General features: G+C 69.9%; 14 protein-coding genes. 3 read left to right on the top strand and 11 right to left on the bottom strand.

The window, feature by feature from the left end; genetic code table 11:
* Positions 1-22: 22 nt before the first annotated feature.
* Genes V6M57_RS02485 through V6M57_RS02445 form a run of 9 tightly spaced genes read right to left on the bottom strand, consistent with a single transcriptional unit; the run spans position 23 to position 9,086 of the window.
* Positions 23-1,222, bottom strand: coding sequence for an MFS transporter (locus V6M57_RS02485; RefSeq protein WP_332813394.1), 1,200 nt, complete (start codon positions 1,220-1,222; stop codon positions 23-25).
* Positions 1,219-2,346 carry a deoxyguanosinetriphosphate triphosphohydrolase gene (locus tag V6M57_RS02480; RefSeq protein WP_332813393.1) on the bottom strand — a complete coding sequence of 376 codons (1,128 nt, stop codon included), beginning with the start codon at positions 2,344-2,346 and terminating at the stop codon, positions 1,219-1,221. The genes V6M57_RS02485 and V6M57_RS02480 overlap by 4 nt, the downstream gene beginning before the upstream one ends.
* 35 nt (positions 2,347-2,381) lie before the next feature.
* On the bottom strand, positions 2,382-3,491 hold the full coding sequence (gene aroB, locus V6M57_RS02475; protein WP_332813392.1) for a 3-dehydroquinate synthase: 1,110 nt from the start codon (positions 3,489-3,491) through the stop codon (positions 2,382-2,384).
* 30 nt (positions 3,492-3,521) lie between these two features.
* Complete coding sequence (locus V6M57_RS02470) at positions 3,522-4,025, bottom strand: shikimate kinase (protein WP_332813540.1); 504 nt, start codon at positions 4,023-4,025, stop codon at positions 3,522-3,524.
* Between the two features lie 43 nt (positions 4,026-4,068).
* Positions 4,069-6,168, bottom strand: coding sequence for a type IV pilus secretin PilQ (gene pilQ, locus V6M57_RS02465; RefSeq protein WP_332813391.1), 2,100 nt, complete (start codon positions 6,166-6,168; stop codon positions 4,069-4,071).
* Complete coding sequence (locus V6M57_RS02460; protein WP_332813390.1) at positions 6,165-6,707, bottom strand: pilus assembly protein PilP; 543 nt, start codon at positions 6,705-6,707, stop codon at positions 6,165-6,167. The genes pilQ and V6M57_RS02460 overlap by 4 nt, the downstream gene beginning before the upstream one ends.
* The gene (locus V6M57_RS02455) at positions 6,704-7,375 is read right to left on the bottom strand and encodes a type 4a pilus biogenesis protein PilO (protein WP_332813389.1); all 672 of its coding nucleotides are present in this window, start codon (positions 7,373-7,375) and stop codon (positions 6,704-6,706) included. Before V6M57_RS02455 ends, V6M57_RS02460 begins: the two co-directional genes overlap by 4 nt.
* Before the next feature lie 5 nt (positions 7,376-7,380).
* On the bottom strand, positions 7,381-8,010 hold the full coding sequence (locus tag V6M57_RS02450; protein WP_332813388.1) for a PilN domain-containing protein: 630 nt from the start codon (positions 8,008-8,010) through the stop codon (positions 7,381-7,383).
* Entirely contained in the window at positions 8,007-9,086 is a 1,080-nt protein-coding gene (locus V6M57_RS02445; RefSeq protein ID WP_332813387.1) for a pilus assembly protein PilM, read from the bottom strand. The genes V6M57_RS02450 and V6M57_RS02445 overlap by 4 nt, the downstream gene beginning before the upstream one ends.
* 268 nt (positions 9,087-9,354) lie before the next feature.
* Between V6M57_RS02445 and V6M57_RS02440 the strand changes: the two genes are divergently transcribed.
* A complete protein-coding gene (locus tag V6M57_RS02440; RefSeq protein WP_332813386.1) occupies positions 9,355-11,832 on the top strand; it encodes a penicillin-binding protein 1A in 2,478 nt (825 codons plus the stop codon).
* A 12-nt stretch (positions 11,833-11,844) separates the two neighbouring features.
* Here the strand turns inward: V6M57_RS02440 and cyaY are convergent, their stop codons facing one another.
* Positions 11,845-12,174: an iron donor protein CyaY gene (gene cyaY, locus V6M57_RS02435; RefSeq protein WP_332813385.1), complete on the bottom strand. Its 330-nt coding sequence runs from the start codon at positions 12,172-12,174 to the stop codon at positions 11,845-11,847.
* 13 nt (positions 12,175-12,187) lie between these two features.
* Here cyaY and lptM point away from each other — a divergent pair, with 13 nt between their 5' ends.
* Both lptM and lysA read left to right on the top strand, forming a co-directional pair.
* Positions 12,188-12,457 carry an LPS translocon maturation chaperone LptM gene (gene lptM / locus V6M57_RS02430; protein ID WP_332813384.1) on the top strand — a complete coding sequence of 90 codons (270 nt, stop codon included), beginning with the start codon at positions 12,188-12,190 and terminating at the stop codon, positions 12,455-12,457.
* Positions 12,454-13,800, top strand: a complete 1,347-nt coding sequence (lysA, locus tag V6M57_RS02425) for a diaminopimelate decarboxylase (RefSeq protein WP_332813383.1) — start codon at positions 12,454-12,456, stop codon at positions 13,798-13,800. Before lptM ends, lysA begins: the two co-directional genes overlap by 4 nt.
* Before the next feature lie 68 nt (positions 13,801-13,868).
* Here lysA and V6M57_RS02420 read toward each other — a convergent pair whose 3' ends face one another.
* On the bottom strand, positions 13,869-15,209 hold the full coding sequence (locus V6M57_RS02420; protein ID WP_332813382.1) for an HlyD family type I secretion periplasmic adaptor subunit: 1,341 nt from the start codon (positions 15,207-15,209) through the stop codon (positions 13,869-13,871).
* Positions 15,210-15,213: the final 4 nt, after the last annotated feature.

The raw sequence follows: 15,213 nt of genomic DNA, 5'->3' as shown, positions 1-15,213 counted from the left end.
TTCTAGGCGTGCGCCCAAGTCCCTAGTGGCCGCGCACCTGGGGCAGGCGCGAGGTCCGGCCCGCCAGCACCAGCCCGGCCAGCGCGCAGCCGCCGGTGACCAGCCAGCTCCATTGCCAGCCGCCGCTGCGCGCCGCGACCCAGGCCACCAGCGGCGGCCCGAGGAACTGGCCCAGGGCGGACCACTGCTGCATCCAGCCCACGGTGGTCGAAACGGTGCGCTCGCTCGGCGCGAGCCGCACCGCCAGCGAGAACAGCGTGCCGGGGATCATTCCGCCCACCGTGGAAAAGGCCAGCACCGCCAGGTAGCGCGGCAGCGCGCCCGCTTCCGGCGGCCCCAGCAGCGCCGAGAACGCCACGACGCTGGCCAGCGCCATGGTGACGAAGCCGATCGACATCAGCTGGCGGGCCGTGAACCCCTGCTGCAGCAAGCGCCCGGATGCCAGGTTGCCCACCATGTTCACGGCCGCGGCCAGGGCCGTGGCGGCGGCCGCCAGGCCCGGTGCAATGCCGGCCGCCAGGTAGATCGAAGGCAGGAAGCCGATGACCGACAGCCACTGGGCCGAGTACACGCCGAAGGCGGCCGCCACCAGCCACGGGCCGGGCGCCACCAGCGTCTGCCCGATCCGCGCGGCCCAGTCGCGCGAGGCCGCCGGCGGCTGCACCGGATCGGCGGGAAGCGCCCGCGCCAGCCACGCAGCCATCAGCGCCGACAGTCCCCCCAGCAGCCACCACCAGCCGGGCCATCCGGTCCAGGCCATCCAGGCCGGCCCGCACAGCAGGGCGAGCGCGGTGGCGAACGGCATGTACGCGCCCCACACGCCCAGCATCGCGCTCATGTGCTGCGGCGGCACCAGCCGGCGGATCAGGCCGGGCGCCGGCATGGAGGCCAGCAGGAACCCGAAGCCCTCGACGGCGCGCAGCGCCAGCAGCGTACCGGCTCCGGTGGCCCAGCCCCCGAGGACGCTGGCGCCGCCGACGATCCACAGCCCGGCCACCATGGTGCGCTTGAGCCCCAGGCTGTCCGCCGCCAGGCCCGCCAGCAACCCCAGCGTCATGCCGGCGAACTGGACCAGCGACAGCAGGAAGCCCGCCTCCACCAGCGTGATGCCGAGCACGTCGCGCAGCACCGGGATGGCCGGTGGCAGCTTGCCGACGTGCACGGCGGCGGCGACGCCACCCAGCACGACCAGCCAAGCGCGGCCGGCGACGGCGCCGCTCACGGCAGCAGGCGGCGGCCGGTCAGCCGCTCGTGCTCGCGCGCCGCAAAGCGGTCCGTCATGCCGGCGATGTAGTCGGCCACGGCCCGCTCGCGGTCGGGGCGCTCGTCGAAGCCCCCGCCCATCTGGGCTGGCTCCGCCACGTAGGCGTCGAACAGTTCGCGCACCACGCGGCGCGCACCCGCCATGGTTTCCATCACCTGCGGGTGGCGATACAGGTTGTGCAGCAGGAACTGCTTCAGGGCGCCCGAGCGGACCTGCATGCCGGGGCTGAAGCGAAGCATCGGCGCGGCCCCGCGTGCCGCGTCGGCGCTGTCGATGCCGCTCGCAGCCAGCGCCTGTGCGGTGGCGTCGATCACGTCGTAGACCTGCGCGCTGAGCATGCGGCGGATCGACTCGTACAGCAGCCGGCGGCCGTGCAGCCCGGGGTGCTGCTGCAGCGCCTGGTCGCGAAATCGCGCGAACAGCTCGATGCCATCGAGCTGCTCCATCGCCAGCAGGCCGGAGCGCACGCCATCGTCGATGTCGTGCGCGTTGTAGGCGATCTCGTCGGCCAGGTTGCACAACTGCGCTTCCAGGCTGGGCTGGGTGCGGTCCAGGAAACGGCGGGCGACGCCGCCCGGTTCGGCCGCTTCCAGCCGCTCGGCATTGGCGCGCGAGCAATGCTTGAGGATGCCCTCGCGCGCCTCGAAGCTGAGGTTCAGTCCGTCGTAGTCCGGGTAGCGCTCCTCCAGCCGGTCCACCACCCGCAGGCTCTGCAGGTTGTGCTCGAAGCCGCCGTGAGCCCGCATGCACTCGTTGAGCGCATCCTGCCCAGCATGGCCGAAGGGCGTGTGGCCCAGGTCGTGCGCCAGCGCGATCGCCTCCACCAGGTCCTCGTCCAGCCCCAGCGGCCGCGCGATCGATCGGCCCAGCTGGGCGACCTCCAGCGAATGCGTCATCCGGGTGCGGAACAGGTCGCCTTCGTGGTTGAGGAACACCTGCGTCTTGTAGACCAGCCGCCGGAAGGCGGTGGAATGCACGATGCGATCGCGGTCGCGCTGGAATTCGGTGCGCGTGGGCGCAGGCGGCTCGGGGTGGCGGCGGCCGCGCGATCGGCCGGGATCGGACGCGTAGGGGGCCGTCATGCGCGGGAAGGCAGCCGTTGCATCGGGCGCCGGTGTCACGCGGTGCAGCGCTCCAGCACCTCGCGCACCAGCGGCTCGGGCGCCGGCCGCACGCCGGCGCGCCCCGGCGACTCGATGACGACGAAGCGGATGTCGCCGCCTTCGGCCTTCTTGTCCACCCGCATCAGCTCCAGGTAGCGGTCGGCCCCGAGGCGCGGGCCCTGCACCGGGAGCCCGGCTGCGCGCACCAGGCGCGTGACCCGCTGCACCAGCGCGTCGTCGACCAGGCCCAGCCCGCGTGACAACTGCATGGCCATCACCATGCCGCAGCCCACGGCCTCGCCGTGCAGCCATTCGCCATACCCCAGCCCGGCCTCGATGGCGTGCCCGAAGGTATGCCCGAAATTGAGGATGGCGCGCAGGCCCGATTCGCGCTCGTCCTGGCCGACCACCGCGGCCTTGATCTCGCAGCTGCGGCGAACCGCCTCGGCGAGGGCGCCGGTTTCGCGCGCCAGCAGCGCGGCCAGGTGCTCCTCGATCCAGTCGAGGAAGCCCATGTCGGCGATCGGACCGTACTTGATCACCTCCGCCAGCCCCGCGCTCAACTCGCGCGCCGGCAGCGTCGCCAGCGTGTCGAGATCGCACACGACGCGCACCGGCTGGTGGAAGGCGCCGATCATGTTCTTGCCCAGGGGGTGGTTGATCGCCGTCTTGCCGCCCACCGACGAATCGACCTGGGCCAGCAGCGTGGTGGGCACCTGCACGAAGGGAACGCCCCGCATGTAGCAGGCCGCGGCGAAGCCAGTCATGTCGCCGACCACGCCGCCGCCGAGCGCGAACAGCACCGTCTTGCGGTCGCACGCATGGGCCAGCAACGCATCGAAGACCGCGTTGAGCGTGGCCCAGTCCTTGTGGGCCTCCCCGTCGGGCAGCACGACGTGGTGCACCTTGCGGAACCGCCCCTGCAGCGCGCCGGCCAGCCGCTGCAGGTAGAGCGGCGCGACGGTGCTGTTGCTGACGATCATTGCCGCCGGCGCGGCGGGCAGGTCACGCCAGCAGGCGGGGGCGCCCAGCAGGCCGGAACCGATGAGGATGGGGTAGCTGCGCTCGCCCAGCCCGATCGCCACTTGGTGCAGGATGGCCGGCTCGGACACGACGGAAGACATGGCCCGCCAAGTGTAAGCGGGCCGCAAGGCTCACCCGGGCGGAAGCACCCCGGCCAGCTCCAGCTGCATCAGGACCATGTTGACCAGCGTGGGCACCGATGGCCGGCCCGTATCGATGATGAAGTGCGCCGCGTCCCGGTACAGCGGGTCGCGCTCGGCGTGCAACTGGCGCAGCTTGTCCAGCGGGTCCGCCACCTGCAGCAGCGGGCGCTGGGTGTCGCGGCGCAACCGGCGCCACAGCTCCTCCGGGCTGGAGCGCAGGTAGATCACGTGGCCGGCGGCGCGCAGTGCCCGGCGGTTGGCCTCGCGCAGGACGGCGCCCCCGCCGGTGGCCAGAATGCAAGGCTCGCCCCGCGCCAGTTCGGCCAGCACCTGCTGCTCCAGGTCACGGAAGGCGACCTCGCCTTCGCGCGCGAAATAGTCGCGGATCGAGCAGCCGATGCGCTGCTCGATCAGGTGGTCGGAGTCATGGAACGGCAGGCGCAGGCGCCGCGCCAGGCTGCGGCCGACGGTCGACTTGCCGCTGCCCGGCATGCCGACCAGGACCAGGCTGCGCACGGCGCCCCCAGTCCCGGCCTCAGCGCGCCGCGCTGCGGTCGGCCACCATCTTGGGCGTGATGAAGACCAGCATCTCCTGCTTGTTGGCGGTGCGCTGCCGGTTCTTGAACAGGTTGCCCGCCACCGGGATGTCGCCCAGCAGCGGCACCTTGGTTTCGGTGTCCAGTTCGGTCAGCTCGAAGATGCCGCCGATCACCACGGTGCCCCCGTTCTCGACCAGCACCTGGGTGCGGATGTGCTTGGTGTTGATCGCGATGCCGGCCGCCGTGGTCTCGCCCCGGCTGTCCTTGCTGATGTCCAGGTCCAGGATGATGTTGCCCTCGGGCGTGATCTGCGGCGTGACTTCCAGCTTCAGCGTGGCGCGGCGGAAGGCGACCGAGGTGGCGCCGCTGGAGGTGGCCTGCTGGTAGGGGAACTCCGTGCCCTGCTCGATCAGCGCCTTGGTCTGGTCGGCCGTGACGATGCGCGGGCTGGACACCAGCTTGCCCTTGCCGTCGGCCTCCAGCGCGGAGATCTCCAGGTTCAGCAGGCGGGTCAGGTTGGACTCGAACAGCGACACCGCGAAGCTGGCCGCCGGGAAGCCGCCGACGCCGGACGACGGCAGGCTGACGAAGTCGCCGGCCGTGGTGCCCACGTTGTCGCCCAGCGTGGCCGTGCCGCCTGCCGGAATGTTGGGAGCGATGTAGGTCGCGCCGAACATGGAGTTGCGGTTGCCATTGAAGGTGAAGGGGCGGCCACCCAGCCGCGCGCCGAGCGACTTGCCGAAGGTGTCGGAGGCCTCGACGATGCGCGCCTCGATCAGCACCTGGCGGACGGCGATGTCCAGCTTGGCGATCAGGTTCTGCACCTGCTCCAGCCGCGACGGGATGTCGGTGACGAAGAGCTGGTTGGTGCGCGGCTCGGCGATGACGCTGCCGCGCGTGGTCAGGATGCGGGCGGCGCCGGTGCCGGCCGTGATCTGGGCGGCGATGTCGGCCGCCTTGGTGTAATTGAGCTGGAACGACTGGGTGCGCAGCGGCTCCAGGTTCTGGATCGCGGCGCGGGCCTCGAGCTCGAGCTTTTCCTTGGCGGCGATCTCGTCCTTGGGCGCGATCCACAGCACGTTGCCGGTCTTGCGCATGCCCAGGCCCTTGGCCTGCAGGATGATGTCGAGCGCCTGGTCCCAGGGCACGTCCTTCAGCCGCAGCGTCACGGCACCCGACACCGAGTCGGACGTGACGATGTTGAAATTGGTGAAGTCGGCGATCACCTGCAGCAGCGATCGCACCTCGATGTTCTGGAAGTTCAGCGACAGCTTCTCGCCCGTGTATCCGGGACCCTGGCTGAGCTTGGAAGCGTCGACCTTCTGCTGGCGCACCTCGACCACGAACTGCGTGTCGCTCTGGTAGGCGCTGTGCTCCCACTGGCCCCTGGGCTCGATCACGACACGCACGCGGTCGCCGCTCTGGAAGGTGGTGACGGTCTGCACCGGGGTGCCGAAGTCCGACACGTCCATGCGGCGACGCAGCCCCTCGGGCAGCGAGGACTTGAGGAACTCGACGACCAGCTGCTGGCCCTGCTGCTTGATGTCGACGCCCACCTGGTTGCTGGGCAGTTCGACCACCACGCGGCCGGCAGCGTCGGGGCCGCGGCGGAAGTCCAGGTCCTTGATCGGCTGGGTGTCGGCGTTGCGGCTCTCCGCGAAGGCCGTCTGCGCCGCCGACGGTCCGCTGGCGGCGGCCGCCGGCTCGAGCGAGACCAGCAGCGACTTGCCCTGCACCTGCGCCTTGTAGCCGGTGGGCGACTTCAGGTTGAGCACGAGGCGCGTGCGGTTGCCGACGGTGACCACGTTGACCGAGCGCAGGTTGCCCTGGTTCAGTTCCACGGAGGACCGGCCCATGGCGTTGGTGGCGCCGGGCACGTCGAGCGCGATGCGCGCGGGCGTCTGGATGGTGAAGCCGTTGGGCACGCCGGCCAGCGGTTGCGCGAAGTCGATGCGGACGACCTCCACCCCGCCCTGGACCGAGCTGGTCACGTTCTCGACCGCGTTCTGCGCGCGGGCGGACAGGCTGGCCAGCGCCAGCACGCAGCCCACGCCGGCAAGGAGCAGCCGCCACGCCATGGATTGTTCTTGCTTCATTGAGCCCTCTCTTGCAGTTGCAGCGTCGCGGCGCGCTCGATCCACTCGCCCGCGGCGTCCTGCACGATCTCGCGCAGCACGACCTCGCTCTCGCCGACCTTGACGATCTTTCCGTAGTTCTGTCCCAGGTACATGCCCGGGCGAACCTGGTAGAGCAGGTTGTCGACCCGCACCAGGGCGACCGGCTGGCCCTTCTTGAACAGGGTACCGACCATGGACATGGTGTCCAGCGGGTAGCTCTCCAGCGGCTCCTTGCGGCGCGTCAGCTCGGGCGCCAGCAGCGCGGCGCTGGTGGTCGACTGCGCCGACTCGTGCTTGAGCGCCTGGGTCAGCTTCTGGTTGCTGAACGGGTCGAAGGCATTGGCCTGGGTATAGGCCTGAGGGGTGAATTTCTTGGGCTCGGGGATGGGCTGCACCTTGGGGCGCGTCTGGGCGCGCTGCGCGGCCATCCACTGCTGGATCTCGCCCTCGTCGGCGGAGCCGCACGCCGCCAGCAGCAGGGCGGCCGCCAGCGGCGCGGCGATGCGCAGTGTGCTCATTTCTTGCCCCCCTTGGGCGCCGCCTTGCGCTGCTGCTGGACCTCGTCGGCATCGAGGTAGCGGAAGGTCTTGGCGGTGGCCTCCAGCACCAGCATGCCGTCGCGGGCCGGCGTCACGCCGATGTTGTTCAGGGTCACGATGCGCGAGAGGTGGGCGATGTCGGCGGCGAAGGAGCCCACGTCGTGGTAGCGGCCGGTCACGCGCAAGGCGATCGGCAGCTCGGCGTAGTACTCCTTCACGTTCACCTGGCCCGGACGGAACAGTTCGAAGTTCAGGCTGCGACCCAGTCCGGCCTGGTTGATGTCGGACAGCAGGGCGTCCATCTCGGCCTTGCTGGGCAGCTGCTTTTCCAGCTGGGTCACGTACTGCTGCACCTGCTCGCGCTGCTGCTTGAGTGCCTGCAGGTTGATGGCCTGGGCGAGCTTCTTGCTGTAGTCGGCCTTGAGCGTCCTCTCCTGGGCGCGCGCGGCCTCCAGCTCGGCGTCGACGCCGGACAGCCAGGCGAACCACAGCGCGGCCAGGATCAACGCGACCAGCGCGACGCAGGCCAGCAGGCGCGGCAGCAGGGGCCAGGTGGCCGGGTCGTTGGGATCGAGCCCGCGGAACTGTGAGGTGACCTTGTACTGCAGCGCAGCCAGGTCGAACTTGGGAGCAGCGACGGTAGCCATGCGGATCAGGACTTGGACGCGGGCGCCGATGCGGCAGGAGCGGCAGAGGCGGCGGCCGCCGCCTTCTGCACCTCGCTGGAGCGCAACAGGCGCACGCGCATGTTGAAGTTGGCGACGCGGCGCTGGTCGCGCGGGCCCAGCGCGACGCTGCCGGCGACGATCTCGACCAGCTCGGGCTTGGTCAGGTAGGGGCTGCTGTTGGCCAGGTTGCGCAGCAGCTCGGAGACGCGCTCGTTGGACTGGGCGACCCCGGCGATGGCAACCACCTGGTCGGTCTGCTTGACGCTGCTGATGTACACGCCGTCGGGCAACTGGCCGACCAGCTCGTTGAGCAGGTGCACCGGCATGTTGCGATCGGCCTGCAGGTCCTCCACCGCCTGCTGGCGGGCGCGCAGCGCGGCGATCTCCTGCTGCAGGGTGGAGATCTCCTTGATCTCGCCCTCCAGCCTCTTGATCTCGTTCTGCAGGACCATGTTCCTGTCCTGCTGGCTGGAGATCTGCGCCTGGTACCAGGCGAAGACGCCGCCGGCGATCAGGACGCCGAACAGGGCGGCCACGGCCAGCGAGGCGAAGAAGGCCTCGCGCTTGCGCTTGCGTGCCGCTTCGCGGTGCGGCAGCAGGTTGATCAGGATCACTGCAGGAACCTCCGCATGGCCAGGCCGCAGGAAGTCAGGTAGGACGGCGCTTCGCGCCGCATCCGCTTCTCGCGCACGCCCTCGCCGATGTGCATGCCTTCGAACGGGTTGGCCAGCGCGCAGGGGAAGGAAGTCTGCGCGGTGACGGCTTCGTTGAGCCCGGGCAGCGCCGCCGAGCCGCCGGCCAGCATGATCTGGTCGATCTTGTTGTGCGGCGTGCTGGTGAAGAAGAACTGGAGCGCGCGCGCCACTTCCTGCGCCATGCTGTCGACGAAAGGCCGCAGCACCGCGGCCTCGTAGTCGTCGGGCAGGTCGCCGTTGCGCTTCTTGGCCTCGGCCTCCTCGGGCGAGAAGCCGTACTGGCGCACGATCAGCTGGGTGAGCTGGGCGCCGCCGAAAGCCTGGTCGCGGTCGTACAGCACCTCGTCGTTGCGGATCACCTGCATGCTGGTGGTGAACGCTCCGACCTCGAACAGCGCCACCAGCCTGTCGGTGCCGCCATTGGGCAGCGCCTGGATCAGGCGCCCGGCCGCCAGGCGCGAGGAATAGGACTCGACGTCGATGATCACCGGCTTGAGCCCGGCCGCCTCGGCCAGGCCCTGGCGGTCCTGCACCTTTTCCTTGCGCGAGGCGGCGATCAGCACCTCGATGTCGCCGGCCGAGGTGGGACTCGGACCCACGACACAGAAGTCCAGGCTCACTTCGTCGAGCGAGAAGGGGATGTACTGGTTGGCTTCGGTTTCGACCTGGACTTCCAGTTCCTGCTCGGTCATGCCGCCCGGCAGGATGATCTTCTTGGTGATCACGGCCGATGGCGGCAGCGCCATGGCCACGTTGCGGGTCTTGGTCCCGCTCTTCTTGACCAGCCGGCGCATCGCCTCGGCGACCTCGTCGAACTTCTCCACGTTGCCGTCGCTGATCCAGCCGCGCTCGAGCGGCTCCATGGCGCAGCGCTCCAGCACGAGCAGGCCCGACTTGTCGCGGCCGAGCTCCACCAGCTTGACGCTCGAGGAGCTGATGTCCAAGCCCAGCAGCGGCGCCGGCCCCCGGCTGAACAACGATCCCAGAGCGATCAACTCAGTCTCCCGATCCGCCCCTCTCAAGGCGTAAAAAACTTAAGATTCCACTTCAATGCTAGCAGTAACATCCTTGTCAGCCAAAGGATTTTCCCGGCCAGCCCATCGGCAAGCGTTGCCAAAAACCGACGCGGTCGAGACCTCGTCCCCAGCCCGACGGCAGACCGGCGCGGGCTGTTCGCGAAGCCCGGGCGTTGCGTCGGCGCAAGCCCGGCAGGACGTCCTGTAGCGCCTTCCTATACTGCGCGCACCCCACCTTCCCGCCCCTATGCCCAACGATTCAAGAGAAGGACGCAAGGCGCCCCGCCCGCGCGCCAAGACCCCCTCCGGCTGGACCGCCGGCCTGCTGAGGCTCGGCCTGTGGGCGCTCGGCCTGGGCGCGGCGGCCGCGGTATCGCTGGTGATCGTCGTGGGCGTGGCGCTGGCGGTCGCCTATCCCAACCTGCCCGACATCTCGGAGATGTCCGACTACCGCCCCAAGCTGCCGATGCGCGTGTATTCCGCCGATGGCGTGCTGCTGGGCGAGTTCGGCGAGGAGCGGCGCAACCTGACGCCGATCGGCCAGATCCCGGCCGTGATGAAGAACGCGGTGCTGGCGATCGAGGACGCCCGCTTCTATTCGCACAACGGCGTCGACTACCGCGGCCTGTTGCGCGCGGCGATCGCCAACCTCGGCCGGGTCAAGAGCCAGGGCGCCTCCACCATCACCATGCAGGTGGCGCGCAACGTCTATCTCTCGTCCGAGAAGACCTTCACCCGCAAGCTGTACGAGGTGCTGCTGACCTTCAAGCTGGAACACCTGCTGAGCAAGGACCAGATCCTGGAGATCTACATGAACCAGATCTACCTGGGCAACCGGGCCTACGGGTTCGCAGCCGCCTCGGAGATCTACTACGGCAAGCCGATGAAGGACCTGACCATCGCCGAGGCGGCGATGCTGGCCGGCCTGCCGCAGGCGCCCTCGGCCAACAACCCGATCAGCAACCCCAAGCGGGCCCGCGTGCGCCAGCAGTACATCATCGAGCGCATGGAAGAGAACGGCTTCATCACCGCCGCCCAGGCCGACGCGGCCAGGCGCCAGGAACTGAAGCTGCGCACCGGCGGCACCGAAACGGCGACCTACGCCGCCTGGGTCGCCGAGACGGCCCGCCAGCTGGTGTTCGCGCAGTACGGCGCCGACACCTACACCCGCGGCCTGAACGTGATCACCACGGTGAAGTCGGCCCAGCAGGAGACGGCCTACCTGGCCCTGCGCAAGGGCATCATGGACTACGAGCGCCGGCAGTACTACCGCGGGCCCGAGGAGTTCATCGACCTCCCACGCGACCCCAAGGACCGGGAGGAAGCCATCGACGACGTGCTGTCCGAGCACCCGGACAACGGCGACGTGATGGCCGCGGTGGTGCTGGAAGCCGGCCCCAGGAAGGTGGTGGCCGTGCGCGCCATCGGCGACCCGTTCGAGATCACGGGCGAGGGCCTGCGGCCGGCGCAGTCGGGCCTGTCCGAGAAGGCGCCGCCCAAGATCAGGATCCGCCCCGGCGCGGTCATCCGCGTGGCCCGCACGCCCAAGAACGCCTGGGAGATCACCCAGCTGCCGGAAGTGGAAGGCGCCTTCATCGCGCTCAACCCCAGGGACGGCGCCATCCTGGCCATGGTGGGCGGCTTCGATTTCCACAAGAACAAGTTCAACCACGCGACCCAGGCCTGGCGCCAGCCCGGCTCGGGCTTCAAGCCCTTCATCTATTCGGCGGCCCTCGAAAAAGGCTTCACGCCCACCACCATCGTCAATGACGCGCCGCTGTTCTTCGATGCCGGGGTCACGGGCGGCCAGCCGTGGGAGCCGAAGAACTACGACGGCAAGTTCGAAGGCCCGATGCCGCTGCACACCGGGCTGGCCAAGTCCAAGAACATGGTGTCCATCCGCGTCCTGCAGGCGGTGGGCACCCAGAACGCGCAGGACTGGGTCACCCGCTTCGGCTTCGACGCCGACAAGCACCCGCCCTACCTGACCATGGCGCTGGGCGCCGGCTCGGTCACGCCGATGCAGATGGCGGTGGGCTATGCGGTCTTCGCCAACGGCGGATACCGCGTCAACCCCTGGCTGATCAGCAAGGTCACGGACCACCGCGGCAAGGTGCTGGTGGAGACGCAGCCGCCGCTGCCCACCGAGGCCATGCGCGCCATCGACGCACGCAACGCCTTCGTCATGGACCGCCTGCTGCAGGAGATCACGCGTTCGGGCACCGCGGCGCGCGCGCAGCGGGAACTCAAGCGCCCCGACGTGTACGGCAAGACCGGCACCACCAACGATTCGATCGACACCTGGTTCGCCGGCTTCCATCCTTCGGTGGCGGCCGTGGTCTGGATGGGATACGACAACCCGCGCCCGCTGGGCGACCGGGAAACCGGCGGCAGCCTCAGCCTGCCGGTGTGGATCAACTTCATGGAAACCGCGCTCAAGGGCGTGCCCGAGACCGTGCTCACGGCCCCGCCCGGCGTGGTGAACGTGGGCGGCGAGTGGTACTACGAAGAGTACGCGCACGGCGCCGGCGTCAGCAGCCTGGGGCTGCCGGCCGCGGTGCCGGGCGAGCCGGTCCCCATCAGCGGCGCCGCGCCGCGCGGCAGTTCGGGGGAAGGCACGCCGTGGGTGCCCGGCGACAGGAGCCTGCTCAACGCCGACGGCCTGCCGCCGAACCGCGGCGCGACCGAGGAACGCCGCAGCATCCTCGACTTGTTCCGCAACTAGGCGGCGCCGCGTTCAGCCGCCGAACTCCAGCGGCCGGCCGGCCTGCTCGCTGGCCTGCCGCGAGAGATCCCGGAAGAACTCGCCCCGGCCCCGGGCATCCACCCAGCGCCCGCCGTCGAACCGGTAGTGGAAGCCGCCGGCGCGCGCCGCCAGCCAGACTTCATGCAGGGGCTTCTGCAGGTTGACCACGATCTGGCTGCCGTTGCGGAAAACGAGCGTCAGCATGCCGCCGACCCGCTGGCTGTCGATGTCCGCGTCGGTTTCCTCGTTGATGCGGTCGCAGTCGCTCTCCACCTGCCGCAGCAGTGCCTCCGCCTGGTCCATGTACTCGGGGTCGGTCATTACAATTTTGGCAATGTCGAATCTGCAGCGAATTCTAGGCAGCGGGCCGCGCGCCGGCTGGCTCTGCGCGGCCGGCGCCGTGCTCGTCCTGGCGGGCTGCGGCCAGCGTGGGCCGCTCTACCTCCCGACCGAACCGGCCGCCGCCAACCGCGCCACGCTGCCACAGGTGCTCACGCCGGGCGGGCCGCCCACCGCACCGGCGCCCGCGCCGGCCCCAGGCGCCTCCCAGGCCCGGCCGGGCGGACTCGGCACCGGCACCGCCGCCCCGGTGCGACAGCCATGAGCGCCGCCGGCCCGATCCGGGGTGCGAAGACCCCTTCGGCAGCCACGCCGGTGCCGGGCGTGGGAACCGCGGACCTCACGACGCCAGGCCATCCCTTCTTTGCCTGGCGGCAAGGCGAACTGCACGCCGAGGGCCTGCCGGTCGCCGATCTCGCGCGCCGTTACGGCACCCCGCTGTTCGTCTATTCCAAGGCTGCGATGCTCGCCGCGCTGGCCGCCTACCAGCGTGGATTCGCCGGCCGCCGCTCGAAGATCTGCTACGCGATGAAGGCCAACTCGTCGCTCGGCGTGCTGCAGGTGTTCGCGCAGGCGGGTTGCGGCTTCGACATCGTCTCGGGCGGCGAGCTCGAACGGGTGCTGGCCATCGGGGCCAGGGCCGCCGACGTGATCTTCTCCGGCGTCGGCAAGACCCGGGTGGAAATGGCGCACGCCCTGGAGGCCGGCATCGGCTGCTTCAACGTGGAGAGCGAGCCGGAGCTGGAGGTCCTCAGCGAGGTGGCGCGGGCGCACGGCTGCACGGCGCCGGTGAGCATCCGCGTCAATCCGAACGTGGACCCGAAGACGCACCCCTACATCTCCACCGGCCTGAAGGGCAACAAGTTCGGCATCGCGCACGAGCGCACGCTGGCTGCGTACCAGCGCGCGGCCGACCTGCCTGGCTTGCGCGTCGCCGGCATCGACTGCCACATCGGCTCCCAGATCACCGACAGCAGCCCCTACCTCGACGCGATGGACCGCGTCCTCGACCTGGTCGCGACCATCGAGGCCGCCGGCATCCGCCTGCGGCACATCGATTTCGGCGGCGGGCTGGGCATCGACTACCAGGGCGTGCTGCCTCCCGCGGCCGACCAGCTGTGGACGCTGCTGCTGCGCAAGCTCGACGCGCGCGGCTATGGCGACCGCGAGCTGATGATCGAGCCGGGCCGCTCGCTGGTCGGCAACGCCGGCATCTGCCTGACCGAGGTGCTGTACCTCAAGCCCGGCGAGCAGAAGAACTTCTGCATCGTCGATGCCGCCATGAACGACCTGCCGCGGCCCGCCATGTACGAGGCCTACCACGCGATCCTGCCGGTGGCGCCGCGCGAAAGTGCGCAGACCGCCTACGACGTGGTCGGACCGGTGTGCGAAAGCGGCGACTGGCTGGGGCGCAACCGCTCGCTGGCGGTGCAGCCGGGCGACCTGCTGGCCGTGATGTCGGCCGGCGCGTACTGCATGAGCATGGCCAGCAACTACAACACCCGGCCGCGCGCCGCCGAGGTGCTGGTCGACGGCGGCCAGGCGCACGTGATCCGCGAGCGCGAACAGGCGGCCGACCTGATGCGCGGCGAACGGCTGGTCGTCTAGGAGCCCGCGCGGCAGGGAGTCGTTGTCATGCCGGGCTTGGCCCCGGCAGGCCGCCGCCCGGGGCTTGCTCACCGCTCCCGGGCGGCTTCCTGCGCGACCTTCTGCACCGGCGAGAGCAGGTACTCCAGCACCGTGCGCCGGCCCTGGTGGATCTCGGCCTGCACGACCATGCCCGGCGCGAGCTTCAGGACTTCGCCGCCGGGAGCCTGCAGGTCTTGCCGGCCCAGTCGAACGAGCGCCTTGTAGCTCTGCGGGCTCTGCCCCTGGGAGGCCGCTTTCTGCGGGTCGTTGGCGAGCGAATCGGCGCTGACCAGCTCCACCTCGCCCTCGACCATGCCGTACTTCTGGAAGGGATAGGCCTGCAGCTTGACCTTGACGGCCTGGCCGGGCACCACGAACCCGACGTCCTCGTTCCGGATCGCCACTTCGGCGAACAGAGGTTCACGGACGGGCACCAGGTTCAGCAGGACGCTTCCGGGCTGGACGACTGCGCCCGGCGTGGAGGTCGCCAGGTCCTTGACGATGCCGTCTTCCGGCGCGCGCAACTCCAGCAGGCCGGCCCGATAGACCTGCTTGCGCAACTCGCCCCGGGTGCGCTCTTGCTGGCCTTGCAGTTCCACCCGCTCGTTGCGCAGCTGGCTTTCGTAGTCCGAAGTGATCTGCGCCAGCCTTCTGCGCGACTGCTCCACGGCCGAAGCGAGCCCCGCGAGGGCCGCCTGCTGCGACTTGAGCTCCTGCTCCTTCTCGATCCTGTCGCGGAGCTTCTCGTTGGCGCCGAGCTCGGAAACGAAGCCATCCTTGACGAGTTGCTCGTAGGAACGGGCGGCCTGCTGGTAGAGAGGAACGGTCGCTTGCAGCTTGGCCAGCTGCTGGCGGGCCGCCGCGAGATCGTGTTGCGCCCGCTCCAGGGTGGCCTGCTCCTGGGCCAGCGCGTCCAGGTAGCTTTGCCGGCGCGCGCGGAACTGTGCCAGTACCTGCGTCGCCAGGTCCGGCGGATCATTGGACTGCACCATGAACGGTTGCCCACGCAGTTCGGCGTCGATGCGGCGCAGGGTCAACGCCTTCAGCGCTGCATCGGCCTGCAGCGTGCCCAGGTCAGCGCTGGCCGCAGTGGCATCCATGCGCAACAGCAACTGACCCGCCTTGACCGTTTCGCCGTCGCGAACCAGCACTGCGCGCACGATGCCCGCTTCAGCCGGCTGGACCAGGCGGCTGTAGTTGCGCGGAACCAGCCGCCCCTCGGCCGACGCAACGATGTCCAATCGCCCGAAAGCGGCCCAGGCAAACAGCACCACGAACAGGCCGGCGGTGACGTAGGCAACGGTGCGGGGCAACCGCGAAGGCGGTTGCTCCTGGATCGTCAGCAGGTCCGGCGCGAAATCCGCCGCCTGCGTGGCAAAGACGCGCATTGCT

This window comes from Ramlibacter sp., assembly GCF_036676645.1.
In the GTDB taxonomy this organism is placed as follows: Bacteria; Pseudomonadota; Gammaproteobacteria; order Burkholderiales; family Burkholderiaceae_C; genus Ramlibacter.
The sequence above is the reverse complement of the archived record's forward strand: the minus strand, read 5'-3'. Positions and strand labels throughout refer to the sequence as shown.

Excerpts from the sequence above, each read along its gene's own strand:
- V6M57_RS02480 (WP_332813393.1), bottom strand. The coding sequence starts at position 2,346 with ATGACGGCCCCCTACGCGTCCGATCCCGGCCGATCGCGCGGCCGCCGC.
- aroB (WP_332813392.1), bottom strand. The coding sequence starts at position 3,491 with ATGTCTTCCGTCGTGTCCGAGCCGGCCATCCTGCACCAAGTGGCGATC.
- V6M57_RS02470 (WP_332813540.1), bottom strand. The coding sequence starts at position 4,025 with ATGCCGGGCAGCGGCAAGTCGACCGTCGGCCGCAGCCTGGCGCGGCGC.
- pilQ (WP_332813391.1), bottom strand. The coding sequence starts at position 6,168 with ATGAAGCAAGAACAATCCATGGCGTGGCGGCTGCTCCTTGCCGGCGTG.
- V6M57_RS02460 (WP_332813390.1), bottom strand. The coding sequence starts at position 6,707 with ATGAGCACACTGCGCATCGCCGCGCCGCTGGCGGCCGCCCTGCTGCTG.
- V6M57_RS02455 (WP_332813389.1), bottom strand. The coding sequence starts at position 7,375 with ATGGCTACCGTCGCTGCTCCCAAGTTCGACCTGGCTGCGCTGCAGTAC.
- V6M57_RS02440 (WP_332813386.1), top strand. The coding sequence starts at position 9,355 with ATGCCCAACGATTCAAGAGAAGGACGCAAGGCGCCCCGCCCGCGCGCC.
- cyaY (WP_332813385.1), bottom strand. The coding sequence starts at position 12,174 with ATGACCGACCCCGAGTACATGGACCAGGCGGAGGCACTGCTGCGGCAG.
- lptM (WP_332813384.1), top strand. The coding sequence starts at position 12,188 with ATGTCGAATCTGCAGCGAATTCTAGGCAGCGGGCCGCGCGCCGGCTGG.
- lysA (WP_332813383.1), top strand. The coding sequence starts at position 12,454 with ATGAGCGCCGCCGGCCCGATCCGGGGTGCGAAGACCCCTTCGGCAGCC.
- V6M57_RS02420 (WP_332813382.1), bottom strand. The coding sequence starts at position 15,209 with ATGCGCGTCTTTGCCACGCAGGCGGCGGATTTCGCGCCGGACCTGCTG.